The sequence below is a fragment of the Xanthomonas theicola genome, assembly GCF_014236795.1.
Lineage (GTDB): Bacteria > Pseudomonadota > Gammaproteobacteria > Xanthomonadales > Xanthomonadaceae > Xanthomonas_A > Xanthomonas_A theicola.
The window spans coordinates 2,085,056-2,111,062 of record NZ_CP049017.1; the positions used below are offsets into that span (position 1 = coordinate 2,085,056).

Annotated in this window: 19 protein-coding genes; 10 read left to right on the plus strand and 9 right to left on the minus strand. The window is 69.4% G+C overall.

What is annotated here, in order from left to right; genetic code table 11:
- The first annotated feature begins 18 nt into the window (after positions 1 to 18).
- From G4Q83_RS09630 to G4Q83_RS09645, 4 genes are all read left to right on the plus strand, one after another.
- Positions 19 to 1,392: a TolC family protein gene (locus tag G4Q83_RS09630; RefSeq protein ID WP_128419562.1), complete on the plus strand. Its 1,374-nt coding sequence runs from the start codon at positions 19 to 21 to the stop codon at positions 1,390 to 1,392.
- The gene (locus G4Q83_RS09635) at positions 1,389 to 2,450 is read left to right on the plus strand and encodes an efflux RND transporter periplasmic adaptor subunit (protein WP_128419561.1); all 1,062 of its coding nucleotides are present in this window, start codon (positions 1,389 to 1,391) and stop codon (positions 2,448 to 2,450) included. Before G4Q83_RS09630 ends, G4Q83_RS09635 begins: the two co-directional genes overlap by 4 nt.
- On the plus strand, positions 2,447 to 5,515 hold the full coding sequence (locus G4Q83_RS09640; RefSeq protein WP_128419560.1) for an efflux RND transporter permease subunit: 3,069 nt from the start codon (positions 2,447 to 2,449) through the stop codon (positions 5,513 to 5,515). Before G4Q83_RS09635 ends, G4Q83_RS09640 begins: the two co-directional genes overlap by 4 nt.
- An 852-nt stretch (positions 5,516 to 6,367) precedes the next feature.
- Positions 6,368 to 7,963: an ArnT family glycosyltransferase gene (locus tag G4Q83_RS09645; protein WP_128419559.1), complete on the plus strand. Its 1,596-nt coding sequence runs from the start codon at positions 6,368 to 6,370 to the stop codon at positions 7,961 to 7,963.
- Here G4Q83_RS09645 and G4Q83_RS09650 read toward each other — a convergent pair.
- Both G4Q83_RS09650 and G4Q83_RS09655 read right to left on the minus strand, forming a co-directional pair.
- On the minus strand, positions 7,896 to 9,188 hold the full coding sequence (locus G4Q83_RS09650) for a sensor histidine kinase (RefSeq protein ID WP_146095429.1): 1,293 nt from the start codon (positions 9,186 to 9,188) through the stop codon (positions 7,896 to 7,898). The genes G4Q83_RS09645 and G4Q83_RS09650 overlap by 68 nt on opposite strands.
- A complete protein-coding gene (locus tag G4Q83_RS09655) occupies positions 9,175 to 9,858 on the minus strand; it encodes a response regulator transcription factor (RefSeq protein ID WP_246432334.1) in 684 nt (227 codons plus the stop codon). The genes G4Q83_RS09650 and G4Q83_RS09655 overlap by 14 nt, the downstream gene beginning before the upstream one ends.
- A 139-nt stretch (positions 9,859 to 9,997) precedes the next feature.
- Here G4Q83_RS09655 and G4Q83_RS09660 point away from each other — a divergent pair, with 139 nt between their 5' ends.
- Positions 9,998 to 12,151 carry a TonB-dependent receptor gene (locus G4Q83_RS09660; protein ID WP_128419556.1) on the plus strand — a complete coding sequence of 718 codons (2,154 nt, stop codon included), beginning with the start codon at positions 9,998 to 10,000 and terminating at the stop codon, positions 12,149 to 12,151.
- A 531-nt stretch (positions 12,152 to 12,682) separates the two neighbouring features.
- On the opposite strand, the gene G4Q83_RS09665 is transcribed toward G4Q83_RS09660, so the two are convergent.
- Entirely contained in the window at positions 12,683 to 14,065 is a 1,383-nt protein-coding gene (locus tag G4Q83_RS09665; protein ID WP_128419555.1) for a glutamine synthetase family protein, read from the minus strand.
- Positions 14,066 to 14,078: 13 nt separating this feature from the next.
- Positions 14,079 to 14,834, minus strand: coding sequence for a gamma-glutamyl-gamma-aminobutyrate hydrolase family protein (locus tag G4Q83_RS09670; RefSeq protein WP_128419554.1), 756 nt, complete (start codon positions 14,832 to 14,834; stop codon positions 14,079 to 14,081).
- A 267-nt stretch (positions 14,835 to 15,101) separates the two neighbouring features.
- Here G4Q83_RS09670 and G4Q83_RS09675 point away from each other — a divergent pair, with 267 nt between their 5' ends.
- Together G4Q83_RS09675 and G4Q83_RS09680 are read left to right on the plus strand one after the other, a co-directional pair.
- On the plus strand, positions 15,102 to 16,481 hold the full coding sequence (locus G4Q83_RS09675) for a glutamine synthetase family protein (RefSeq protein WP_128419553.1): 1,380 nt from the start codon (positions 15,102 to 15,104) through the stop codon (positions 16,479 to 16,481).
- 91 nt (positions 16,482 to 16,572) lie between these two features.
- Positions 16,573 to 17,880, plus strand: coding sequence for an NAD(P)/FAD-dependent oxidoreductase (locus G4Q83_RS09680; protein WP_128419552.1), 1,308 nt, complete (start codon positions 16,573 to 16,575; stop codon positions 17,878 to 17,880).
- Between the two features lie 346 nt (positions 17,881 to 18,226).
- On the opposite strand, the gene G4Q83_RS09690 is transcribed toward G4Q83_RS09680, so the two are convergent.
- The 5 genes from G4Q83_RS09690 to G4Q83_RS09710 all read right to left on the minus strand — a co-directional run bounded on the left by G4Q83_RS09690 (position 18,227) and on the right by G4Q83_RS09710 (position 24,698).
- The gene (locus G4Q83_RS09690; RefSeq protein ID WP_128419551.1) at positions 18,227 to 19,507 is read right to left on the minus strand and encodes an MFS transporter; all 1,281 of its coding nucleotides are present in this window, start codon (positions 19,505 to 19,507) and stop codon (positions 18,227 to 18,229) included.
- Positions 19,508 to 19,581: 74 nt separating this feature from the next.
- Complete coding sequence (locus tag G4Q83_RS09695; protein ID WP_128419550.1) at positions 19,582 to 19,830, minus strand: hypothetical protein; 249 nt, start codon at positions 19,828 to 19,830, stop codon at positions 19,582 to 19,584.
- Positions 19,820 to 22,168 carry an FdhF/YdeP family oxidoreductase gene (locus tag G4Q83_RS09700; protein ID WP_128419549.1) on the minus strand — a complete coding sequence of 783 codons (2,349 nt, stop codon included), beginning with the start codon at positions 22,166 to 22,168 and terminating at the stop codon, positions 19,820 to 19,822. The genes G4Q83_RS09695 and G4Q83_RS09700 overlap by 11 nt, the downstream gene beginning before the upstream one ends.
- A complete protein-coding gene (fdhD, locus tag G4Q83_RS09705; RefSeq protein WP_128419548.1) occupies positions 22,165 to 23,004 on the minus strand; it encodes a formate dehydrogenase accessory sulfurtransferase FdhD in 840 nt (279 codons plus the stop codon). The genes G4Q83_RS09700 and fdhD overlap by 4 nt, the downstream gene beginning before the upstream one ends.
- 17 nt (positions 23,005 to 23,021) lie before the next feature.
- Positions 23,022 to 24,698 (minus strand): OFA family MFS transporter, encoded by a 1,677-nt coding sequence (locus G4Q83_RS09710; RefSeq protein ID WP_128419547.1) that lies wholly within the window; start codon positions 24,696 to 24,698, stop codon positions 23,022 to 23,024.
- 258 nt (positions 24,699 to 24,956) lie between these two features.
- On the opposite strand from G4Q83_RS09710, the gene G4Q83_RS09715 reads away from it, so the two are divergent.
- From G4Q83_RS09715 to G4Q83_RS24085, 3 genes are all read left to right on the plus strand, one after another.
- Positions 24,957 to 25,181, plus strand: a complete 225-nt coding sequence (locus tag G4Q83_RS09715) for a hypothetical protein (RefSeq protein ID WP_185817389.1) — start codon at positions 24,957 to 24,959, stop codon at positions 25,179 to 25,181.
- A gap of 174 nt (positions 25,182 to 25,355) precedes the next feature.
- The gene (locus G4Q83_RS09720; RefSeq protein WP_246432335.1) at positions 25,356 to 25,838 is read left to right on the plus strand and encodes a hypothetical protein; all 483 of its coding nucleotides are present in this window, start codon (positions 25,356 to 25,358) and stop codon (positions 25,836 to 25,838) included.
- Positions 25,817 to 25,945: a hypothetical protein gene (locus tag G4Q83_RS24085; protein ID WP_281401999.1), complete on the plus strand. Its 129-nt coding sequence runs from the start codon at positions 25,817 to 25,819 to the stop codon at positions 25,943 to 25,945. The genes G4Q83_RS09720 and G4Q83_RS24085 overlap by 22 nt, the downstream gene beginning before the upstream one ends.
- The last annotated feature ends 62 nt before the right edge of the window (positions 25,946 to 26,007 follow it).

The following is a 26,007-nucleotide window of genomic DNA, read 5'->3' on the forward strand; positions in this document are numbered from 1 at the left end:
CGGCGGTAGATTGGCGCCATGACTCCTCTCTCCCCTGTCGCCAGGCGCGTCCGCAACGTGCTGGCATCGGCCGCGATGTTGGCCCTGGCCGGTTGCGCGAGCTATCGGCCCGCGCCGCTGGACCTGTCCGTCTCGGCGAAGGCCAGCCTCGGCGAGCTTGACCACCGCCAGGCCCTGCCCGCCCAACCAGGCCTGCAGGACATCGCCAGGCTGGCCATCGCCAACAACCCGGACCTGGTCGCGGCGCGGCTGCAGCGGGGCATTGCCGAGGCGCAGCTGCAGGCCGCGGGCACCTTGCCCAATCCGGTACTGAACCTCGGCTATGCGCGCGTGCTCAGCGGCCCCGGCGCGCTGCCGGCGCTGGCCGCGGCCATCAGCCAGAACGTCAAGGCCCTGGTCACGCTGTCGGCCAAGCGCGACGCGGCGCAGGCCACGCTCGGCTCGGTCGATGCCGGCATCGTCTGGCAGGAGTGGCAGGTGGCGACCAAGGCCGAACTGACCGCGATCGAGTTGTCCGCTGCGCGGCGGCAGCTGGCCCTGGCCAGGGAAAGCGCACGGCTGTGGTCCGAGGAAGTCGCGCGCGACCGCACCGCGCTGGCCCGCCAGGATCTGAGCATGGCGATGCTGGTGCTGGACGCGAACGCGCTGGCCGATGCGCAACTGCAGGTGTCCACGCTGGAAACCACTGTGCTCGTCAAGCAGCAGGACTTGAACGGCCTGCTGGGTCTCGGGCCGGACGTGGTCCTCGACATCGCACGGCCGGCGGCGGTCGCCCCTGCCGATGCGCAGGCGGTGAGGGCACGCCTGCACGACCTGGTGCGCCACCGGCCCGACCTGATCGCGTTGCAACTGGGCTACCAGGCGCAGGAACAGCAGGTACGCGCCGCGGTGCTGTCCCAGTTTCCGATGCTGTCGATCGGCGCCAGCTACGGGCGCGACACCGGCAACGTCAAGACGCTGGGACCGGACGTGTCGATGGAGTTGCCGGTATTCGACCGCAACCAGGCCGGCATCGGCCAGGAAGCGGCGAACCGGGACAAGCTGCGGGCCGAATTCGAGGCGCGCCTGATCGCCGCCAGGAGCGAGGTGGAATCGCTGCTGGCGCAGCAGGCGCTGACCCTGCGCCAGCGCGACGAAAAGGCCGCCCTGGTCGCGCAGGCGGCACCGCTTCGACCCGCGCTGGAGCGTGCCCTGAGCCGCCAGGACATCGACGCCAAGGCGTATGTCCAGTCGGTCGCGACCGGCAATACCAAAGCGCAAGAGTTGCTTGCGCTCGAAGCCAGCGCCGCGGCCCAGAACCTGGCCATCGCCACCCTGGTCGGCGCCGGCATGCCGGCCATGCGCCTGCCGCAGGGGAGCGACCCTTTCACCGATACCGGAAGCGTGCCATGAACACTCGACTCGCCTGGGCGCTGCCGCTGTGCCTTCTAGCCGGCTGCGGCAGCCCGCCGCCGCCCATGCCGCAGAGCAGCGTCCTGATCGACAGCGAACTGCCTCGGCAGACCACGATGACGCACAACGTCCAGGCCTATGGCACGGCGATCGCGTCCGTGGGCGGCAGCTTCACCATCAGCCGGGCGGTGGACGGCCTGGTCACCCGCGTCATGGTCGCCGCCGGGCAGCGGGTCGGCAAGGGACAGCCGCTGCTGGAGTTCCAGTTGTCCTCGTCCACGGCGAGCGCCCTGACCCAGGCCGGCAGCGCGCTGGCCGCGGCCCGCGAAGAACAGGCGCGGATCGATCGCCTGCTTGCGGACAACCTGGCCACCCGCGATCAGAAGAACCAGGCCGACAAGGCCGCGTCCGACGCCGCCGCCGCCCTGCACGCGGCGTCGGCCGATGCCGGCGGCCGCAGCGTCACCCAGGCCATCGCCGCCCCGTTCGATGGCGTGGTGGAGACAGTTTCGGTCGCGCGCGGCGACCGCGTCGCGGCCGGCGCCGCCCTGATGGCGCTCACCCAGCGCCAGGGGCTGGCCGTCGCGTGCGGTGTCGAACCCGCCGATGCGACACGCGTGGTCGCAGGCCAGAACGTCGTGCTGACGCCGCTGGCCGGCGGGCGGCCCATGCATGGCAGCGTGACCCGGATCGGCCAGGTGCTGAACGACAGGACCCGCCTGATCGACGTGGAGGTCGGCGTCGACGGCGAGCCGATCAGGGGCATGGCCTATCGGGCCGACATCGGCGCCGGCACCGTGTCCGGCTGGAGCGTGCCGGCGGCCGCGGTGCTGGACGATGCGCAGGGCACATACCTTTTCCAGGTCAAGGGCATGACCGCCAGACGCGTTGCCGTCTCGCGCCTGGGTCCGGCGCAGGCCCTGCATGTGCTGGTCGATGGCAAGCTCGACGGGAAACAGGCCGTCGTTTCTGCAGGCGCCTATCAGCTGTCGGACGGCGCGCAGGTGCGGCCCTCGCCCAGGCCCGCGCAAGCGCCGCCAGGCGGGAGCGGACGATGAGCTTCGTCGCGCTGGTCGATCGCCACGCCAAGTCGATCCTGGCGGTGGCCGCGGCGCTGGTCATCGCCGGGGTGGTCGTGGCCATGACGCTTCCGCTGGGCCTATTCCCGCAGGTGGCGTTCCCGCGCGTGGTGGTCGATCTGGCCTCCGGCGACCGGCCCGCCACACAGACGGTGCTGTCGGTCACCCGTCCTGCCGAAGAGGCGATCCGCTCCATTCCCGGCGTGCGCGCGGTGCGCTCGGCCTCCTCGCGCGGCTCGTCGCAGATCTCGGTCGATTTCGGCTGGGGACGCGACATGATCGCCTCGACCCTGCTGGTCGACGCGGCGCTGGCCCAGGCGCTGCCGACCCTGCCCGCCGGCACCCGCTACGACGTCCGGCGCATGGACCCGACGGTCTTCCCGATCATCTCCTACTCGCTGACGTCCGACACACTCTCGCAGAGCCGGCTGCACGACCTGGCCCAGCTCGATCTCGCGCCGCGCCTGGCGTCGGTGCCCGGACTCTCGCGGGTCAAGGTGCAGGGCGGCGACATCGAGGAAATGCAGGTCGAGGCCGATCCCCATCTGCTGGCCAATTACGGCCTCAGCCTGGACGATCTGGTCAGCACCGTGTCGGCGTCGGCGCAGATCCAGGCGGTCGGCCGCCTGCAGGACCGCAGCAAGCTGTCGCTGATCGTCGCCGCCAGCGACGCCCAGTCGCTGGCGCAGTTGCAGAACATCGTCGTGCGCTCGGGTCCCGATGGCCTGGTGCGGTTGGCGGACGTGGCCAGCGTCCATCCAGGATCGGCGCCGAACTGGATCCACGTGGCCGAGGACGGCCACCCCGCGGTCCTGCTCAACGTGTACGCGCAGCCGGACGGCAATGCCGTGGCCATCGCCAAGGACGTCCGCCAGCGCCTGGCGGCCACGCCGTTGCCTACCGACGTCAAGCTGCTCAACTGGTACGACCAGAGCCGGCTGGTGGCCGACGCGCAGGCCAGCGTCCGCGAAGCGATCGCCATCGGCCTGGTCCTGGCCGGGCTGATCCTGTACCTGTTCCTGCGCAATGCGCGCATCGTCCTGATCGCGGTCGTGGTGGTCCCGGCCGTCATCGCGGTATCGGCGCTGCTGCTGGGCGCGCTGGGGATGACCTTCAACATCATGACCCTCGGCGGCATAGCCGCGGCGGTGGGGCTGGTGATCGACGACGTGATCGTGATCGTCGAGCACGTCGCCCGGCGCGCCGGCGCGCGGGGGGACGGGCCTTCCGGCCGCGGCCAGGTCCTGCCCGCGGCCCGCGAGTTCCTGCACCCGCTGACCGGCTCGAGCCTGGCCACGCTGATCGTGTTCGTCCCGCTGAGCTTCCTCGGCGGCGTCACCGGCGCGTTCTCCCGCGCGCTGGCCATCACCATGGCCTCGTCGCTGACCGTGTCGTACCTGTTCGCCGCGCTGGTCGTGCCGCTGCTCGCCCGCCGCTTCATCGATTTCAGCCGCTGGAAGGACCCGGCCGAACAGCGCGGCGGACGGCTGAACCGGATCCACGATGCACTGCTGGAAAAGGCCTCGGCCAAACCGCTGCGCCTGCTGTGGATACTGGTTCCGCTGCTGGTGCTCGGCAGCGTGGCGTGGATGCAGGTGCCCAGCGGCTTCATGCCGAAGGTCGACGAAGGCGGCTTCGTCATGGATTTCCGCTCGCCACCGGGAACGTCCCTGCAGGAAACCGAGCGCGAGCTGCTGCAACTCGATGCGCTGCTCAAGGCGCAGCCGGAAGTGGAGACCTTTTCGCGCCGGACCGGCACCGGGCTGGGCGGCGGCCTGGGCGAGCCGCACCATGGCGACTACTTTGTGCATCTGACCGCCGACCATGCGCGCAGCACCGAGGAGGTGATGAGCGCGGTGCGCGCGCAGGCGACGGCCAGGATCCCCGGGCTGGAAGTGGAACTGGCCCAGTTGATGGAGGACCTGATCGGCGACCTCACCGCAGTGCCGCAGCCGATCGAGGTCAAGCTGTACGCCGAGGACCAGACCGTGCTGATCCCGCAGGCGCAAACGGTCGCGCGGCTGATCGCCGGGATTCCCGGGATCGTCGAGGTCAAGGACGGCGCCAACCTGGCCGGCGACGGCATCGACCTGAAGGTCGACCCGGCGCGCGCAGGCATGGAATCGGTCGCCCCGGCCGCGGTCGGCAGCGCGGTCAATACGGCGATCAACGGCGTGATCGCCGCGCAGTTGCCCACCGCCAGCAAGCTGGTCGACGTACGCGTGCGCGCCACCGGGGCCACCGGCCTGACCCGCGAAGGTCTGCAGGACCTTCCGGTGCGCGCGCCCGACGGACACGTGTTTCCGCTCAAGCGCGTCGCCGACCTGACGCCGGTCAGCGGCGAGCCGGAGATCGGCCGGGACGACCTGCAGCCGATGATCGCCGTCACCGCGCGGATCGAGGGACGCGGCATCGGCGCGGCCGCCGCGGACGTGCGGAAAGCGCTGGACCGGCCGGGCGTGCTGGCGCCCGGCGTGCGCTACGCGATGGGCGGGCTCTACGCGCAGCAGCAGCAGGCGTTCACCGGCCTGATCGCGGTGTTCATCGCCGCCTTCGTCGCCGAACTGATCCTGCTGCTGGTGTTGTACGAGGACCTGTGGGCGGCGCTGGTCATCGTCGGCACCTCCCTGTTCTCGACCACGGCGGTGTTCACCGCGCTCTGGATCACTGGCGTCGAACTCAACATCACCGCGCTGATGGGCATGACGATGGTGATGGGCATCTCCACCGAGATGGCGATTTTCCTGGTCAGCGAGTTCCAGGACCTGGCACGCCATCTGCCCAGGAGACAGGCCCTGTTGGAGGCCACCCGCAACCGCCTGCGGCCGATCACCATGACCACGCTGGCCGCGGTCCTCACCCTGCTGCCGCTGGCGTTCGCGCTGGGCCGGGGCGCGGGCATCCAGCAGCCCCTGGCCATCTCGATCATCGCCGGACTGGCCTTGCAGTACCCGTTGGTGCTGGTGGTGCTGCCGGTCGCGCTGAACGCGGTACCGCTCGGCTTCGGCCGCCAGCAACCGGACCCGGCGGCCCATGCGGCCTAGCAGCGCAACCGCGCAGCGGCAGCGGGTCGCCGATGTCGCCAGCCGGCAACGGATCCGCACGCCGCGGCGCGGCGCGGCGATGCGTCCGCGCCAGCGCATCGATCGCCACTGGCGGCTCGGACGCGACCGTGCCGACAAACCGAGGGCACTGCAGGCGACCCACGCTGGGATCGGGATCACGGGACCTCGCCGGTCCGCTGCGGCGCCCTGACATACCCGTGTCCAATTTGAATCCGATACTTGCGCGCTTCCGCAGACGAGGGAGGGCTAGCGATGCCGGCGCCAGAAACGAACGACAAAATTCCACAGGACCGCGTAGACACCTGCTGGACGTGACCAAGGTCCGCGCCCCGCAATCCGCCTGGCAGGCTGCTGAAGAACCTCATTCTCGCTAGACTTACCCTGATCAGTTGACGAGCCCAGTCTATGCGCGGAAGTGACGTGTTCATGGAGCAGTCGTTCACTGTATCGACAAGGCTAAGGCCAGCGGTACCTGGCAATTCGTATTTCAGCAGCCTGCCAGATGTCGCAGCGCTGGTTCCCGTGGCGTCGCCGCTGCCAACCTGGATTCACTATCCACGGAGCCGAGGTCCTGCGCTCGCGCCGATGCACGCCGAGGGTGCAGCGCAGTCCCTGGCATCCCGGCCCCTGCGCGTTGGCCGGTCGGCACAGGGCCGCGGCCCGGCCCATCGCCCATCGCTGCGCCAACCGCCGCTCCATTGTCGCCTCGCCGATGCAACCCTATGCGCATCCCGATTGCCGACGAACTTGATGGCCAATCGCATGCATTCCCTGTGCCATGACGCCTGACACGCGTTTTTCGACCGGACCTCACCTCACCATGCGATCCGCATGACGCCGAAACTGCCTGCTCGCATCCTGGGCATCCCCTCCTCGCCCCTGCTCGCGCTGGGTCTGTGCACCCTGCTGGCGTTTGCGTTCCTCGGCCTGCGCGGCATCTGGGAACCGGATGAAGGCAGGTATACCAATGTCGCGCTGACGATGCTCGATACCGGCGACTGGATCAGCCCCAAGCGTAGCGAGGAAGTCGGCCACTGGACCAAGCCGCCACTGACGTACTGGCTGGTCGCCAGCAGCGTGGAGGCGTTCGGCCATACGCCCTGGGCGGCCCGGCTGCCCATCGCACTGTCGTTCCTGGCCTGCATGATCCTGGCCGGCGCCTGCGCACGGCGCATCCATCCGGGTACCGGGCCGCTCGCCGCCATCGTTTACGGAACCATGATCGTTCCGTTCGTGGCAGGGCAACTGGTCACGACCGACTTTCTTCTGGCCGCGCTGCAAGCGTTGGCGGTGTACGCGTACCTGGAGCGCCGCTTCGGCGGGCAAGCGCATCGCCACGGATGGTTGCTGCTGATGTGGGCGGCGCTGGGCCTGGGCTTCGTGACCAAGGGGCCCCCTGCCCTGGTGCCGCTGCTGGTGTTCGCGCTCATGGCACGGCTGTCGCCCGGACCGCGCATCCGCTGGCATTGGCACGCGCTGGGAGTCGGCCTGTTCCTGGCCATCGCGCTGCCCTGGTACATCGTCGTGTCGCTTCGGAACCCCGGACTGCTCCAGTACTTCCTGGGCGCCGAACTGGTGGACCGGGTCGCCAGCGATCGCTTTGGCCGGAACGGCGAATGGTATGGCTGGCTGAAGGTCTACGCGCCGACCCTGATCCTGGGAACGCTCCCGTGGAGCATGGAGCTCTGGCGATGGCTGCGCCGCGTCGTGCTGCGCACGGCCGCCTGGCAAAAGGCGAACGTGCACGCGATGGACCCCCGGCAGCTGCTGCTGGCCCTTTGGATCCTCGTGCCGATCGCGGTCTTCTGCTTGGCGAGATCGCGTCTGCCCCTCTATCTGCTTCCCATCTTCGTGCCGCTGGCAGTCGCCGTGGCCGGGCAGAGAGCCTACCTGGGCCGCGGCTTGCCCAGGTGGCAATGGCTTGCGCTGTGGATTGCGCTGCTGCTCGCGTCGCGGGTCGCAGGCGCGCTGTGGCCTACCCACAAGGATTCGTCGGTATGGGCCGACGCCATCCGCGAGCGCGTACGCGGCCCCATCCGCGAAGTGGTGTTCGTGGAGGACATGGCCCGCTACGGACTGCACCTGCATCTAGGCGCGGAGATAGAGAAAGTCTCGCGCCGTCCGCAGAAACAGGCGCGCTTCAATCCCGAGTACGACGGGCCGCTCATGCAGGAAGTGCAGGAAGTGGGCCGCGAACCGGGCCTCATCTTCGTCACCAAGCAAGCCATGTATCCCGCCATCGCGCAATCCATCGCCGCCTACGGCTACACGGCGCATGCATGGGGGACGCCGTTCCAGCAACGGATCATCTTCGGCGTCCAACCGCCCGCGCCGCTGCCGGAACGGTCCGGGAACACGGCTATCGGGCACTATCCCGCTTCACCGGCATCGTCGGCGCGAACCGGATCTTCGCGACCGTCCCCCTGATCGGAGCAGAACCCATCTCGAACTGCCAGCCGAAATGCGCGCAGATGCGTGATATCAACGCCAGGCCGATTCCCGCCGTGCTGGTGTATCCGCTGCGTACGATCCTTGCGTGCAACCGGGCCATTTCGCTGTCCGTCATGCCATGCCCGCAGTCTTGGACCATCAGCGTACAGGGTGGTTCGGCATAGATCCGGATGGTGCCGCGATCGCTGTTCTCGATGGCGTTGCGGATCAGGTTCCCGATCAGGGATCTCACCACCTGCAGTGGCGCGGCGATGTTCAGGTCCGGCGCGATCTCCAGCGACAGAGAGAGCTCCTTGCCCTTGGCGATGACCGCATAGTCTTCGACGATTCGTGGCAGCTCGTCGGCGATGTCCACCGGCTGCAGTTCGCGCAGGGTGCGGTCGGGATCGCGGGCCAGCGACAGCAGCATGTCCGCCAGCTCCTCCATCGCCCGCGAGGTCTGCGCGGTGCGCAGCAGATGCGGACGCAGCGCCGGTGTGGTGTCCGGATGGGCGAGCGCCACTTCCATCGAACCCAGCACCACGGCGATGGGCGAGCGCAGTTCATGGCTGGCCAGGTTGATGAAGGTGCGCTCGCGCGCGATGAAGTCCTTGATCCGCAGCATGTAGTCGTTCAACGCCTCGGCCACGACGGCGACCTCGCTGGGATCGCGCCGGTCCACCGGCAGCGCGGGTCCGCGTCCGTCGGGGGGCAAGACCGCGATGGCCGCGGCCAGGGAGGTCAACGGGCGCAACAGCCGCCCCACTCCCCAATAGACCAGGACCGCGAGCAGCGCCGCCACCAACAGAACGGACAGCAACAACGACGTGGCCAGGAAGACCTCGTCCTTTTCCTGGTCGGTGATGTCCAGGACCAGGACGACCCCGTCCATCTTCGTCCCCTTGTCGCCCACGATCGCCACGTATTGCCGGTTTCCGCTTCGGATCTCGTCATGCACGCCCTGTCCCAGGCGACGGAACGGCTCGGGGACGGCGCCGGGTTGGTAGAGCCGCAGGATGTCCGTCTCCGGCCACACGTATGCCGGGTCTTCGGCACGCCGCCGTGCGAAGAAATCCATCTCGGTACGCAGCATCGACTCCCAGACGCTCCTCTCGGCGCGCTCGTTGACCCAGTAGCCATGACCGGCCACCACCAGCGACACGACCGCCGCGTACGCAACCACTCCCAGGACCAGGATGCGCCGCAGGCTATGCCTTGCCATCTTCGGCGGCGTCCGTCAGGGCCAGGCGGTAGCCCTGTTTGTTGATGGTGTGCAGAAGCTTGGGCTCCTCGTCCAGGTCCAGCCGTTTCCTGAGCTCGTACATGTGGGAACGGAGCATGTCCCGGTCCGGGCGGTCATCGCCCCAGATCGCGAACTCCAGTCGCTCCCTCGACACCACGTTGGGACTTTCGCGCATCAGCACTTCCAGCACCGCGCGGCACCCGCTGTAAAGCCGCAAGAGCCGCTCCCCGCGGGTGATCGTCTGGGTCAGCAGATCGAAGTGCAGATCGCTCACCTGCAGGACCTGCTTGCGTCCGAAGCGGCGGAAAGAAAGCGCCAGAAGCCGCGCCTCCAGCTCGGCCATGGCGAACGGCTTGGCCAGGTAGTCGTCCGCGCCGGCCCTGAAACCGGCCAGCTTGCTGTCGAGCTGGTCTCTGGCCGTCAGCAGCAGGATGGAGGCATCGGAACCATGGTTGCGCAGATGGCGCAGGACCTCGATGCCATCCATCCGCGGCAGCATCCAGTCCAGGACGATGACGTCGTAATCGCCTTGCGCAGCCAGCTGCAGGCCGGACGGTCCATCGGGAGCGGCATCGAGGACGAAGCCACGCGCCTCGAGATAGGCGAAGACACTGGCCAGCAACCCCTGGTTGTCCTCCACGAAGAGCACGCGCGCACCGGTCTCTCTGGCCCCCGATCTGGCGCCCGGCGCCACTGCCACCTGACATGAATCTGACATTGAGCCCCTCATCGTAATACGAATAGTTCGCGTTTGTATTGGACCAATCCCAACCTTACGGAGTTCCACGATGCCCGCTGCCCCGGCTCCCGCCGCCCCGTCCCTGCTGTCCGCCATGATCCGCGCCACGCTGTATGCCACCCCGCTGGCGCTGGCGCTGCACAGCCCGCTGGCGACGGCCCAGCACAGCGCCACCAGGTCCGGCGCCACCACGCTGGATCGCATCCACGTGCTCGGCACGGGCGACAACTATCAAGTACCGCGCATCACCTCCGCAACCAAGACCGATGCACCGCTGCGCGATGTGCCGCAGTCCGTCACCGTGGTGACCGAAGGCCTGATCCGCGATCAGGCCATGCAGAGCATGGCCGACGTGGTCCGCTACGTTCCGGGCGTGCAGATGGCGCAGGGCGAGGGCCATCGCGACGCGCCCATCCTGCGCGGCAACACCACCACGGCGGATTTCTTCATCAACGGGATGCGCGACGACGTGCAGTACTACCGCGACCTGTACAACGTGGAGCGGGTCGAGATTCTCAAGGGTCCCAGCGGCATGGTCTTCGGCCGCGGCGCGTCCGGCGGCCTCATCAACCGGGTCACCAAGCAGGCCGACTGGTCCAATGTCGCCGGCGTCAACCTCACCCTCGGCTCCTGGAACAACCGACGCCTGACCGCCGACTACGACAAGGCCTGGAGCGAGACGGGCGCATTCCGCATCACCGGCCTGTACGAGAACTCCGACAGCTACCGCGACGGGGTGACCGTCGAGCGTTGGGCGGTCAATCCCACCGTCGCGCTGCGTCCGGGCGACGCGACGAGCCTGACCTTTGGCTACGAACACTTCGAAGACGACCGGATCACCGACCGCGGCGTCCCTTCCCTGCTCCCGGCGCGTGGGGCGGCCCTGCGCACGGACCCATCCACGTTCTTCGGAAGCCCCGAGCAGAGCCCGACCTGGGCGCGCATCGACGCCGTCAGCGCGCTGCTCACCCACCAGTTCTCCGACGCCGCCAAGCTCGTCAACCAGACCCGCCTGGCCGACTACGACAAGTTCTACCAGAACGTGTTCCCGGGGACCTACACCGCGGCGACGCAGCGGGTGGCGATCAGCGCCTACAACAACTTCACCGGCCGCAAGAATTTTCTGAACCAGACCGACCTGACCCTGGCTTTCGATACGGGAAGCGCACGCCACGAACTGCTGACCGGCCTGGAACTCGGCCGCCAGGAGACCGAGAACTTCCGCGAGACCGGCTATTTCACCAATGTGGGTCCCACCGCCACCAGCGACTTTGTGACCTTGCCGCAGACGATCTACACCGGTCCGGTGGCGTTCCGCCAGAGCGCGTCGGACGCGGACAACCGCAGCGTCGCCAAGAACGCCGCGGTCTATGTCCAGGACCAGCTCACGCTGTCCCCGCACTGGCAGATCCTGGCGGGCCTGCGCTACGACCTGTTCGATGCCGATGTGCGCAACAACCGCAACGGCGTCGGCGTGTCCAGCAGCGACAACCTGCTGTCGCCGCGCGCGGGAGTGATCTACAAGCCGCAGGAAGACATGTCCGTGTACGCCAGCTACTCGGTGTCCTACGTCCCGCGCGCCGGCGAACAGCTTGCCTCGCTGACCCCCTCCAACCGCGCCCTGGATCCGGAGAAGTTCACCAATCTGGAGATCGGCTACAAGTGGGACATCAGCGACCGCCTGGCCTTCGCTGCCGCGCTGTACCGGCTGGACCGAACCAACGTCGCGATCACCGATCCCAACAATCCGGCGCAATCCCTGCTGGTCGACGGGCAACGCGCCGACGGACTCGAGCTGGGCCTGTCCGGCAATCTCACCGACGCCTGGCAGATCATGGCCGGCTATGCCTATCAGGACAGCAAGGTCCAGACCCCTGGCGCGCAGCACGGCAACGCGCTGGGCCAGGTTCCCAAGCACTCGTTCTCGTTGTGGAACCGGTACGACTTCACCCCCCACTGGGGCATCGGCGTGGGCGCCATCTGCCAGGACAAGGTCTATGTGGCCTCCGACAATGCCGTGGCGCTGCCCGGTTTCGCCCGCTTCGACGCCGCGGTCTTCTACAAGCCGACGGACGATCTCAGGGTACAGGCGAACGTCGAGAACCTGTTCGACCGGGCCTACGCTGCATCGGCGCACAGCAACAACAACATCATGCCCGGCGCGCCGCGCGGGTTGCGCCTGAGCGTCGACTGGCGCTACTGAAGGCCAGGCTGTCCGGGCGGCCATCCCGCCCGGGCGGCGTTCGCGCAGATGCCGAAGACCGCAGTTGCGACGCAATCCGTGCCCGCGCGCGACCAAGGGGCGGATGGGACGCTCACGCATTGCCGGCGGCTACGACGCACATCGGGCTGGCGTGCGTAGCCGGCGCGTACGCAGGCAGGCGCGGCGTCCACGCAAGTTGACGCTGGGAGGCGCGTTGCGGTCTCAGCTGCGGCTGTTGCTTGAGCAGGGTTGGTCGCCCATGCACGTTGCCGCCACACGCAAGCGCCAACACCCCGGGCAGCCTGTCTTGCTCGCCGCCCGCGAGACGATTTACACAGCGATCCATCCGGCTCCACGCGGCTCGCTTGGCAACAAACGGGGGGCATCCGATCCATCCCCAGTCGGTCATGCGTTGCTGTTGGTGCTTGAAACCGCCTAATAGCCAAGGCGACGACAACGGCAAACGCGACAGCGACAGCGACCCGCCGCACCCTGCCCGATCCGCCACTGCCACCGCCAGCGATGGCCGGCTCACACGTTCAACAACAAAAACTCCCGCTCCCACGAACTGATCACCCGGAAGAACGTCTCGTACTCTTTGCGCTTGACCGAAATGTAGGCGCGCACGAAACGCGGCCCCAGCAACTCCTGCAGCGGCGCGCAGCGCTCCAGTTCGTCCAGCGCTTCGCCCAGCGAGCGCGGCAACCGATAGCCCATCTCCTTGCCGCTGCCGGTAGTCGGCTGGGTCGGCTCCAGCGTCTCGCGCATGCCCAGCAGCCCACAGGCCAGCGTCGCCGCCATCGCCAGATACGGATTGGCGTCGGAACCGGCGAAACGGCTCTCCACTCGCATGTTCTCGATCGTGTCGATCGGCACCCGCAGCCCGCAGGTGCGGTTGTCGAAACCCCACAGCACGTTGCTCGGCGACACCTCGCCGAACATCAGCCGGCGGTAGGAATTGACGTTCGGCGCGAAGAACGCCATCGCCATCGGCACGTACTTCTGCAATCCCGCCAGATAGTGCGCGAAGGTGCGGCTGTACTCGCCAGCGCGGCGGCCGCTGAACACGTTCTTGCCGTGCTTGTCGACCAGGCTCTGGTGGATGTGCATGGCGCTGCCGGGCTCGTTCTCCATCGGCTTGGCCAGGAACGTGGCGTAGACGCCATGGCGCATCGCCGCCTCGCGCATCGTGCGCTTGAACAGGAATACCTGGTCGGCGCGCGACAGCGCGTCGGCATGGGTGAAATTGACCTCCAGCTGCGCCGCGCCGGATTCGTGGATCAGGGTGTCCACGTCCAGTTCCATCGCATCGCAGTAGTCGTACATCAGGTCCAAGATCGGGTCGAACTCGTTGACCGCGTCGATCGAGTACGACTGCCGCGCGGTCTCCGGCCGCCCGGAGCGGCCGGCCGGCGGCAGCAGCGGGAAGTCCGGATCGGTGTTCTTCTGCACCAGGAAGAACTCCAGCTCCGGCGCCACCACCGGCTTGACGCCGATCGCCGCATAGGCCTGCAGCACGCCGCGCAGCACGTTGCGCGGCGCCAGGTCGTGCGGCCGACCTTCCTTGGTGTAGCAATCGTGGATCACCTGCGCGGTGGGATCAGTGGCCCACGGCACCATGCGCACCGTGTCCGGATCCGGGCGCAGCTGCATGTCCGAGTCCGAGGGCGAGGTCAGGTCGTAGTAGTCGTCGGGATAGTCGCCGGTGACGGTGGTGGCGAAGATGCCCTCGGGCAGGCGCGTGCCGTAGTCGTGGGAGAACTTGGCCGCCGGGATGATCTTGCCGCGCGCGTTGCCGGTGATGTCCGGCACCAGGCACTCCACCTCGGTGATGTGGCGGTCCTTCAGCCAGCGCCGTAGCGAGCTTTCCTGTTGCTCGGGGGTGTTCTTGCGGGAGCGCGGTCGGCTGGCCATGGGACGTGTCGGTTCAGTGCGTGCGGCGCGCCGCGTAGTGGCGACAGGCGTCGCCGAAGGCCTGGAAGATGCCGAGATGCAACCGGTCGTCGAGCACGCACCATTCCGGATGCCACTGTACGCCGAGCAGGAAGCCGGGGCCGATGCCGCGGAACGCCTCGATCAGCCCGTCCGGCGCCAGCGCCTCGACGATCAGGTCGCCGCCGAGCCGGGCCACACCCTGCCCGTGCAGCGAGTTGACCGGTGCGTGGCCGCGGCCGGCGATCTCCGCCAGCCAGCCGCCCTCGCTCAGCGTCACCTCGTGCGCCGGTGCGTACTGCAGTTCCAGCGGCGCCTGGGCATCCTCGCGATGGTCGGACAGCCCTGGCACCGCGTGCACCTTCTGGTGCAGGGTGCCGCCGAGGGCGACGTTGATCTCCTGGAAACCGCGGCAGATCGCCAGGATCGGCAGGCCGAGCGAGATCGCCTGCGGGATCAGGTCCAGCGTGGTGGCGTCGCGTGCCGGGTCGTGCGGGTTGCCCGGCCAGCTCGGTTCGTCGCCGTAGTGATGCGGTTCGATGTTGCTGAGCGCCCCGGTCAGCAACAGGCCGTCCAAACGCGCCAGCCAGTCGCGCGGATCGACCGGCGGTTGCAGCGACGGCAGCAGCACCGGCGTCACCCCGGCGCCATCGACCGCCGCGCGCAGGTACTTTTCTCCAGTCACCAGGAACGGATGCTGGCCGATGAGCTTACGATCGGTCGGCAAGCCGACCAGAGGCGACACAGCCATGCGAAAAACTCGTGCGGCGTGGTCGCAACTTACCCCGGGCGTTTTATTTTTACAACACGATGCGAGCGCGCCCCACCGCCGGCGAGCGCATCCGGCCACCGCGCCGGCGTCCGGCATGGCGCCGCATCCCAGTGCACGCAAGGATCGGCGCGGCGCGCGCGCGGCCGCGGCGGCCGCCGTGCGCGGTCCCGAGCGTGCGGGCCTGTTGAGTATTCTTGACGCGCGCGTGGCTCTGCTAAGCTCGACACACTCCCGCCGGCCGCCGCCATGACCCGCACCCACGACGCTCCGCTCCTGCCCCCTGACGCCGCCCAGGCCTTGCAACGCATCCCCGGCTGCGAACAGATCGACCTGCTGCTGCCGGACAGCAACGGCCTGCTGCGCGGCAAGCGCATCACCGACGATGCGCTGGACAAGGTCTATCGGGACGGGGTGTGCCTGCCGATGTCGCTGATCGCCACCGACATCACCGGCAATACGGTCGAGGAGACCGGGCTGGGTTACACCATCGGCGACGAGGACCGGCTGTGCTTCCCGGTCCCCGGCACGCTGCAGCCGGTGCCGTGGGCGCCGGTGCCGTCGGCGCAGCTGCTGCTGGCGATGCGCGACGAGGCAGGCGACCCGCTGGACTTCGCCCCGCGCGAGGTGCTGGCGCGGGCGGTGGCGCGGCTGCGCGCACGTGGGCTGACCCCGGTGATCGCGGTGGAGCTGGAGTTCTACCTGTTCGATCCGCGCGCCGGCGCCGACGGCCGGCCGCAGCCGCCGCTGCAGGCGCACAGCGGGCTGCGCAGCGACAGCACTCAGGTCTACTCCATGCAGGACCTGGACGACCAGCGCGGCTTCACCGACGCGGTCGCGCAGGCCTGCCATGCGCAAGGCATCCCCGCCGATACCGCGGTCGCCGAATACGCGCCCGGCCAGTTCGAGATCAACCTCAAGCACCGCAGCGACGCGCTGGCCGCCTGCGACGACGCGCTGATGCTCAAGCGCGCGATCAAGGCGGTCGCGCAACGGCAGGGGCTGCTCGCCAGCTTCATGGCCAAGCCGTTCGCCGCACAGTCCGGCAGCGGCCTGCACCTGCACGTGAGCCTGCTCGACGAGGCCGGCGGCAACGTCTTCGCCGGTACCGCACAGGCGCCGGCCGAGGCGCTGCGCCACGCCATCGGCGGCCTGCAACGCAGTGCCGACGACTGCCTGCTGCTGTTCGCACCGCACGCCAACAGCTATCGCCGCTTCGTGCCCAATGCGTTCGTGCCGCTCAACGACAGCTGGGGCTTCAACAACCGCACCGTGGCGATGCGGGTGCCGCACAGCGATCCGGCCAATACCCGCATCGAGCATCGCATCGCCGGCGCCGACGCCAATCCCTATCTGGTCGCCGCAGCGGTGCTGGCCGGCATCGAACACGGCCTGCAGCACCGCTGCGACCCCGGCCCGCCGATCCGGGGCAACGCCTATGCGCAGACCGAGATCCGCCATCCCGACTGGCGCAGCGCGATCACCGGATTCCTCGCCAGCGGCTTCGCCGCCGACCGGTTCGGCGCACGCTTCCGCCACGTCTACGGCCAGCAGAAGCGGCACGAAATGCTGGATTTCCACGCCCAGGTGAGCGATCTGGACTACCGCTGGTACTTGCGCACGGTGTGATGCGCGGGACTCGGGACTGGGGACTCGAGAAAGCAAACGCCAAGCATCCGGAGGCTGACCTGATGTTTCCCCTCTCCAGCAACTCACTGCCATGACCCGCTCCTCCCCGAGTCCCGGGTCCCCAGTCCCGAGTCCCGGCTCTTCCTGGTACACCGACAGCGCCACGCCGCTGCCACCGCAACCACCGTTGCAGGGGCGGGTACGGGCCGACGTGTGCATTCTCGGCGCCGGCTATACCGGGCTGAGCGCAGCGCTGGCGCTAGCCGAGGCCGGCTACCAGGTGGCGATCGTGGAAGCGCAGCGCGTCGGCTGGGGCGCGTCCGGGCGCAACGGCGGCCAGGCCATCGTCGGCTACGGCTGTGAGCAGCACACGCTGGAAACGCTGCTCGGCCAGGCCGACGCGCGGCGGCTGTTCGACTTCTCGCGCGACGGCATGCAGTTGCTGCGCGACCGCATCCAGCGCCACGCCATCGCCTGCGACTGGCGCGACGGCCATGCGCACGTGGCGATCAAGCCACGCCAGATGCGCGCGCTGCAGGCCGGCATCGTCGAGATGGCGCAGCGCTACGACTATCCGCTGCAGTGGTGGGACCGCGACCAATTGCGTACGCAACTACGCAGCGAGCGCTACCTGGGCGCGATGTACGATCCGGCCAGCGGCCACCTGCATCCACTCGAGTACGCGCGCGGGCTGGCGCGCGCGGCGCTGGCCGCCGGCGTGCGCATCTACGAGCAATCGCCGGTGACCGCGCTGGTGCGCGGCGCGCGGCCGATCCTGCGCAGCGCCCACGGCGAGGTCCAGGCCGACTTCGCGGTCCTCGCCGGCAACGCCTGGCTGCGCGGCATCGCGCCGGAGCTGGAGTCGCGGATCATGCCGGTCGGCACCTACATCGGCGCCAGCGCGCCGCTGGGCGCGGCACTGGCGCGCGAACTGATCGGCAACGACATGGCGGTGGCCGACGTGAACTGGGCGCTGGACTACTTTCGCCTCAGCCGCGACCACCGCCTGCTGTTCGGCGGCCGCGCCAGCTATTCGTCGCTGCCGCCGCCGGGCCTGCGCGGGGTCATGACCCGGCGCATGCGCCGGGTGTTCCCGCAGCTGCGCGCGGTCGAGCTGGACTACGTGTGGGGCGGCTACGTCGACATCACCCGCAACCGCGCTCCGCACTGGGGCCGGCTGGCCCCGAACGTCTATTTCGCGCAGGGCTTTTGCGGCCACGGCGTGGCCGCCACCGGCCTGGCCGGCGACGCCATCGCCGCGGCCATCGCCGGGCAGGCGCAGCGTTTGGACCTGTTCGCCCGCATCCCGCACGCGCCGTTTCCCGGCGGGCGCCTGCTGCGCATGCCGCTGCTGGCGGCGGCGATGTCCTGGTACAAGCTGCGCGACGCGCTGTGGTAAGAGCGTCATGCGCGCGCCTGACGTCGCCGGCTAACGTTGCCGGCCGCGCGCGTCTACTCCCTACAAGGGCGCCTTGCGGCTCGCATGCTGCAACCATTGCCGGCCCTGGATGCGCGAGCGGCCAGCCCTACTTCGAGAGCCTGCGCCAGAGCGCATCCACGCGCTGAAGGCGCAGGCGGGCGAGCAGACGCTGCGCATCACCATCAGCACGGCGTGTGCACCAGCGACGAGCGGCGCGATGCGCTACACCCGCTGCTGGCCGAGGCCGACAAGCACCTGTACCTGGCCAAGGCCGGCGGCCGCAGCCGGGTCGAGCACGCCGCCTGAGCGCGGCCGCGCGCGGGCCTCAGCCGCGCCGGGCGCGGATCGCCAACAACGCCAGCAGGGTCAGCAGCGCCGCGGCGCTGAGGTAATAGCCCACCCACGGCAGGCCGTAGTGCTTTGCCAGCCACGTGGCCACGTACGGCGCCGGCGCCGCGCCGACGATGCCGGCCAGGTTGAACGACAGCGAGGCACCGGTGTAGCGCACCGCTACCGGGTACAGTTCGACCAACAAGGTGCCGCAGGGGCCGTAGGTCAGGCCCATGAAGAAAAACCCCAGCGACAGGAACGCCAGCACCTGCCATGGCTGCCCGGCCTGGAACAGCGGCGCGAAGCCCAGCCCGAACAGGACGATGGCGACGCTGGCCACGATCATCGCCAGGCGCGTGCCGCGGCGGTCGCCGTAGTGCGCCGACAGCGGGATGCCTGCGGCGAAGAACAGGATCCCGACCATCTGCAGCAGCAGGAACTGTTCGCGGCTGTAGCCCAGCGTGGCGGTGCCGTAGCCCAGCGCGAACACGGTCATCAGGTAGAACAGCACGAAGGTGGCGAACGCCCCCAGCGTGCCCAGCAGCATCGCCCCGGCATGCCGCGACAGCACCGTCCACATCGGCAGGCGCACCCGCTCGTCGCGATCCAGCGCGCGCTGGAAGTCCGGGGTCTCGTGGATGCGCAGGCGCACCCACAGCCCGGTCACAACCAGCAGCGCACTGGCCACGAACGGAATGCGCCAGCCCCAGCGCATGAACTGCGTATCGTCGAGCACCGCACCGAGCAGCAGGAAGATCCCGGAGGACAGCAGGAAGCCCAGCGGCGCGCCCAGCTGCGGGAACATGCCGTACCAGGCGCGCCTGCCGGGCGGCGCGTTCTCGGTCGCCAGCAGCACCGCCCCGCCCCATTCCCCACCCAGGCCCAGGCCCTGGCCGAAGCGGCACAGCACCAGCAGCGCCGGCGCCCACATGCCGATGCTGGCGTAGGTGGGCAGCAGCCCGATGCACACCGTGGACAGGCCCATGGTCAGCAGCGCCGCCACCAGCGTCGCCTTGCGCCCGATGCGGTCGCCGAAATGGCCGAACAGCGCCGAACCCAGCGGCCGCGCGACGAAGGCCACGGCGAAGGTCGCCAGCGACTGCAGTCTGGCCGCGTCGGCGTCGCCGGCCGGGAAGAACAGGATCGGGAACACCAGCACCGCGGCGGTGGCGTAGATGTAGAAGTCGAAGAACTCGATGGTGGTGCCGACCAGGCTGGCCAACAGGACGCGGCGCGGCGAATTGACGGGCGGAATGGAAAGCGCGGCAGCGGTCATGGGGCGGCATCGACGGGAAACCGGCCGATTCTGGCAGATCGGCCGTGGCCCCGCAGCGCCGCGTGGCAATGCGCTCAGCGCGCCAGTTGCGCGCGACCGGCGGCGGTCAACACCGCCACCTCGCGCTCGCCGCGCATCTGCATCCGGATCCAGCCCGGTCCCGCACGCCCGTCCAGGTTGGCCTGGCCCAGCCACGCCAGGGTGCGCAGCAGCACGCTCATGCGCACGCCGAGGCGCTTGCACAGGCGCGCCAGCGCGATCCCTTCCGGTTCCGGCGCCAGCGCCTCGAGCAGCGCCCGGACCAGCGCCGGATCAGCGGACAAGCGCCACGCCGATGTCGCGCGGCACCGCGTCGGCGGCCTCGGCCAGGTGCGGCGTCACCACCACCGGGATCGACTTGGAGGTCGGCGTGCGCGCCTCGTCGGCGAAGCTGGACAGCGGCACCAGGCCGTTGGTCTCCGGGTAGTAGGCGGCCAGGCAGCCGCGCGGGATGTTGTATTCCACCAGCAGGAAACGCTTGGCCCGGCGCTGCACGCCGTCCGCGCCGAGGCTTTCCAGGTCGACCCAGGCGCCGGCCCGCAGGCCCAGGTCGGCGATGTCGGCGGCGTTGATGAACAGCACCCGGCGCTCGCCGAACACGCCGCGGTAGCGGTCGTCCAGGCCGTAGATGGTGGTGTTGTACTGGTCGTGCGAGCGCGTGGTGGCCAGGGTGAACACTACTTGCCCGGGGCGCTGGCGGCGCGCGCGGTGGATTGGGTTGTCGGTCGGCACCGCGTGCACCTTGAACACCGCGCGGCCTTCCGGCGTCGCCCACACCCGGTCGCGCGCGCTGTTGGACAGGCGGAAGCCGCCGGGCACGCGCACGCGTGTATTGAAGTCGGCGAAATCGTCGAACATCTGCGCGATCAAGTCGCGGATGCGGTCGTAGTCGGCCGCCAGCCAACGCCAGCGGATCGCGCTGCGCGCGCCGAGGGTGGCCTCGGCCAGCCGCGCCACGATCATCGGCTCGGACAGCAGTTCCGCCGAGGCCGGCGGATTGATCCCCGCCGACAGGTGCACCATGCTCATCGAGTCCTCGACGCTGACGCTCTGCGGGCCGCCGTCCTGGATGTCGATCTCGGTGCGGCCCAGGCACGGCAGGATCAGCGCGTCGCGGCCGTGCACCAGGTGGCTGCGGTTGAGCTTGGTGGTCACGTGCACGGTCAGGTCGCAGCGGCGCAAGGCGCGGTGCGTGGCCTCGGTGTCGGGGGTGGCGGTGGCGAAGTTGCCGCCCATGCCGAAGAAGGTCTTGGCGCGCCCGTCCAGCATGGCCTCGATCGCGCCGACGGTGTCGTAGCCGGGCGCGCGCGGCGGCTCGAAGCCGAACACCGTCTTCAAGCGGTCCAGGAACGCGGCAGGCGGCTGCTCGTAGATCATCATCGTGCGGTCGCCCTGCACGTTGCTGTGGCCGCGCACCGGGCAGGCGCCGGCGCCGGGACGGCCCAGGTGGCCGCGCAGCAGCAGCAGGTTGGCGATCATGTGGATCGTCGCCACCGAATGCTTGTGCTGGGTGATGCCCATGCCCCAGCAGGCGATCAATCGCTCCGATTTCAGGTAGATCTCGCCGGCGTGGCGCAGTTCGGCCTCGCTCAGCCCCGACTCCTCGACGATGGTGGCCCACGGCTCGGCGATCACGTCCGCGGCGAAAGCGTCGAAGTTGGCGGTGTGCGGGGTGATGAAGTCCAGGTCCAGCAGCCGCGGCCGCGCCTCCCGCGCCGCGTCGGCATCGCGCTCCAGCACGTGCTTGATGATGCCCTTGACCGCGGCCAGGTCGCCGCCGATCTTGAGCTGGAAGTAGTCCGACGAAATCCGCGTCGCGCCGTTGTGCAGCATCTGCAGCTTGTCCTGCGGATCGGCGAACTTCTCCAGGCCGCGCTCGCGCAGCGGATTGAACGACACGATCGCCGCGCCGCGCTTGGCCGCCTGGCGCAGTTCGCCGAGCATGCGCGGATGGTTGGTGCCGGGGTTCTGGCCGAAGATGAAGATCGCATCGGCCAGCTCGAAATCGTGCAGCGACACGGTGCCCTTGCCGACTCCGATCTGCGACTTCAACGCGGTGCCGGACGGCTCGTGGCACATGTTCGAGCAGTCGGGGAAGTTGTTGGTGCCGAACGCGCGCACGAACAGCTGGTACAGGAACGCGGCCTCGTTGCTGGTGCGCCCGGAGGTGTAGAAGATCGCCTCGTCCGGCGAGGCCAGCCCGTTGAGGTGCGTGGCGATCAGCGCGAACGCCGCGTCCCAGCCCACCGGCACGTAGTGGCCGCTGGCGCGGTCGTAGCGCAGCGGATGGGTCAGCCGGCCCTGCCCTTCCAGCCAGTAGTCACTGTACTTGGCCAGCTGCGCCACGCTGTACTGCGCGAACAGCGCCGGGGTGGCGCGGCGCGCGGTGGACTCGGCAGCCACCGCCTTGGCGCCGTTCTCGCAGAACTCGAAGGTCGAGGTGTGGTCGCGGTCGGGCCAGGCGCAGCCAGGGCAGTCGAAGCCGTCCGGCTGGTTGGCGTGCAACAGGGTCTTGGACCCCTGCACCGCCACGTCCTGCTGCATCAGGTGCGTGGCCACGGCGCGCAGCGCGCCCCAGCCACCGGCCGGCTGCGTATAGGGTCGGATGGTCTTCTTGCTCATGCGGGCGCTCCGGCGTGCGCGGCCTGGTGCAGGCGTTGCGGATGGCTGTAAACGACGTAATCGTGATCGCGGGCGAAACCGATCAGGGTCAGGCCGGCACTGTCGGCCAGCGCGACCGCCAGCGCGGTGGGAGCGGAAATGGCCGCCAGCAGCGGGATGCCGGCCTGCGCAGCCTTCATCGCCATCTCGTAGCTGGCGCGGCTGGTGATCACGGCGAAGCCGCTGGCCGGGTCCAGGCCGGCGGTGGCCAGCGCGCCGATCAGCTTGTCCAGCGCGTTGTGGCGGCCAACGTCCTCGCGCGCCAGCTGCACGCGCCCGTCGGCATCGGCCCAGCCCGCGGCATGAGTGGCGCCGGTGAGCGCGTTGAGCGACTGCCGCTCGCGCAGCGCACGCAGCGCGCGGGCCAGCGCCGCCGGCGCGATCGCGGGGCCGGCAGGCAGCGGCCGCGGCGCGCGCAGCACTGCCTCGATCGATTCGCTACCGCACACCCCGCAGCCGCTGCGGCCTTGCAGGTTGCGGCGCCGCCCCTGCAATGCCGCGGCCTGCACGGGCGGGATCCGCAACTGCAGCGAGACCCCTTCCAAGAACGTGTCGACGCCAGCGATATGCAGTTGCGCCGGCGCCGCGACAATGCCCTCGCTGAGCGAGAAGCCCAGGGCGAAGTCGTGCAGGTCTTCCGGGGTGGCCATCATCACCACGAACGGCTCGCCGTTGTAGGCCAACGCCACCGGCACCTCGGCCGCCACCAGGTCCTGGGTCACGGCGGTGCGCCCGTTGCGATGGCGACGCACGCCGCGCGCGACGGCGCCGGGCCGGGATGACGCACGTGAGTACATGATGATGCCCTCCCGGATCAGTGGAACAGCACGAACGCCTTCTGCAAGGTGACCCAGATGCCCGACAGCATCGGCACCCCGACCGCCAGCCAGGCCAACGCCACCAGCAACGGGTTGCCGCCATGGCCGACCTGCGCCAGTTGCGCCGCATCCAGCGCGCCTTGGCCGTTGCTGCCGACCTTCTCGTGCGCCAGTTGCTTCTCCGCGGCCAGCTCCTGCGCAGTCATGAAGCGCCTGACCGCCACCGGCCGCACCAGCAGGTTGCAGATCAGGCCCAGCGCCAGCATGGCGGCCAGGATGTACATGGTGGTGTTGTACACCTGTGACGGCGGCAGGCCCAGGCCGAGCTGGTACTCGCGCATGTAGCCGACCACCACCGGGCCGAGGATGCCGGCGGTGGCCCAGGCGGTCAGCAGGCGGCCGTGGATCGCCCCCACCATCTGCGTGCCGAACAGGTCGGCCAGATAGGCCGGGATGGTGGCGAAGCCGCCGCCGTACATCGACAGGATCACGCAGAAGATGCCGACGAACAGCGCGCTGCCGCCGACCTTGCCGGCCCACGGCGCCGCCGCGTACAGGGCGATTCCGAGCACGAAGAACACGGTGTAAGTGTGCTTGCGGCCGAGCTTGTCGGACAGGCTGGCCCAGAAAAAGCGCCCGCCGATGTTGAACAGGCTGAGCAGGCCGGTGAAGCCGGCGGCGATGGCGGCGATGGCCGCCAGTTGCGCAGTGTCCAGGCTGGCGAAGCCGGCGTCCACGCCGATCAGGCGCCCGCCGAACACTTCCTGCAGCATCGGCGAGGCCATGCCGATCACGCCGATGCCGGCCGACACGTTCAGGCACAGCACGCCCCACAGCAGCCAGAACTGGGGAATGCCCCAGACCTTCTTCACGTGCACGTGGTGGGAGGTGATCATCGCATTGGCGCTGGCCGCCGGCGCGGTCCAGCCGGCGGGGCTCCAGCCGCTGGGCGGTATCCGGTAGCCGAACGCACCGGCGAGCATGAACACGAAGTACAGCGCGGCCATCACCAGGAAGGTCTCCATCACTCCCACCGACGCGGGGCCGGCGAAGTGGCGCATCAGCGCGTCGGCCAGCGGGCTGCCAATCATCGCGCCGCCGCCGAACCCCATGATCGCCATGCCGGTGGCCATGCCGCGGCGGTCCGGAAACCACTTGATGAGGGTAGAGACCGGCGAAATGTAGCCCAGGCCCAGGCCAATGCCGCCGATCACCCCCGAGCCCAGCCACAGCATCCAGATCTGGTGCAGATGGACGCCCAACGCCGAGATCACCAGCCCGCCGCACCAGCACAGCGCCGAGACCACGCCGGCCTTGCGCGGGCCGGCGCGTTCCAGCCAGCCGCCCCACAGCGCCGCCGAGCAGCCCAGCAGCACGAAGAACAGCGTGTACATCCATTGCAGTTCGCTGATCTTCCAGTCGCAGGTAGCCGACACCATGCGCGCGACGAACCCCATGTCGGCCGGGCACGCCAGCGACTGCGTGATCCCCAGCGCCTTGGACAAGGGCAGCCAGAACACGCTGAAGCCGTAGGCCATGCCGATGCACAGATGGATCGCCAACGCCGCCGGCGGCACCAGCCAGCGGTTGAAGCCCGGCCCGGCGACGATGCGTTGCTTCGACAGCAAGCCGGTGTGGTGCGCGGCGCTGGCCGCGCGGTGCGAGTCGCTCATTCGGTTCCCCTCCCGTGTATCGGCGTCTTTCTGTGATGGAGCGCATATGCCCATTCATGCCATGGCGTCGCCGACGGCCTGGCCGACGCGATGGTGCGCAGCGAGCGTAGTACGAAAACGCGATGGCGCCGAGTGCCGGATGGTCGAACGATCGGCTGTGGAAAGCCAACTGCGAGCGGCGAGCCGCCTGTACAAGGCGGCATCCAGCCGCATTGGGAACTGCGCACCGAGGACGGACAGCGCCTGCCGCCGCCGCGGGTGGAACGGCTGCTGGCGAGGCGCGACACCGGCCCGCTGGCCGCCGCCTGCCGCCAGGGAGCCGTCCTACCGCCATGCCTGGGACACGTTGCGCGACCGCGGCGCCTGTTCGGACAGCCGCTGCTGCTCGCCACCCGGCACGATCTCGACGTGCTGCAGGGCTACGACGCGCGCGATGGCGGGCGCGTGCAGGGACTGGCGGAAGCGTTCGCCGGGCTGTCGTGAGCCGGGAGCGGGGATCCGGCGCCGACGCTTCGACGCCGTGCGCGCTGGACCAGGACGCTCCGGCGAATCCGCAAAGAACCACGGCGATGCGCACCGGCACGCCACCAGCGCAATGCCACCGTTCGCGTGCCGCGTCGGTTAGGTTTTGCGCCCTTCCGCATCCGCAACGCTCCCATGCCCCTGTCGCTCCGCATCGCCGCCGGCTTGCTACTGCTCGCCACCCAGGGCGCACGCGCCGCCGAGCTGCCGGCCGACGTGCTGCGCCAGCTGCCCGCCGGCTATCTGCCGCTGGCGCAGTTGCGCGCCGATCTGGACGGGGACGGCCGCGCCGACCACCTGGTGGCGCGGCCGCAACGCGGCGAGGCCGAGCGGGCGCCGGCGCCGGCGCGGCCGCTGCTGATCTTCGTGCGGCAGGCCGACGGCGGCTACCGGCTGGCTGCGCGCAACGACTGCGTGGTGCTCAAGCGCGACAACGGCGGCCAGTGCGACCCGTTCACCGACAGCGACGACCCGTTCGCGGCCAAGGGCCGCTACTTCACCGTGCAGAACGGGGTTTCCTGCGGCCAGCACTGGACCCCGACTTCATCACCTTCCGCTACGTGCCCGAACGCAGGACCTGGCTGTTCCACAAGCGGGTGCGGCAGAGCTGGCAACTGAATTCGGACACGGCGCCGGACGCCGATGCGCTGCAGAAGACCGCCGACAAGGTGGACGCCGCCGATCCCGCGCATCCGGTCGCCTTCGCCGCCTACGTGCCGGACTGAGTCCGCGCCGCCGGCACGCGTGCCCGGCCCCGCCGGCGACAGCGGCCGGGCGCAGCGACGGC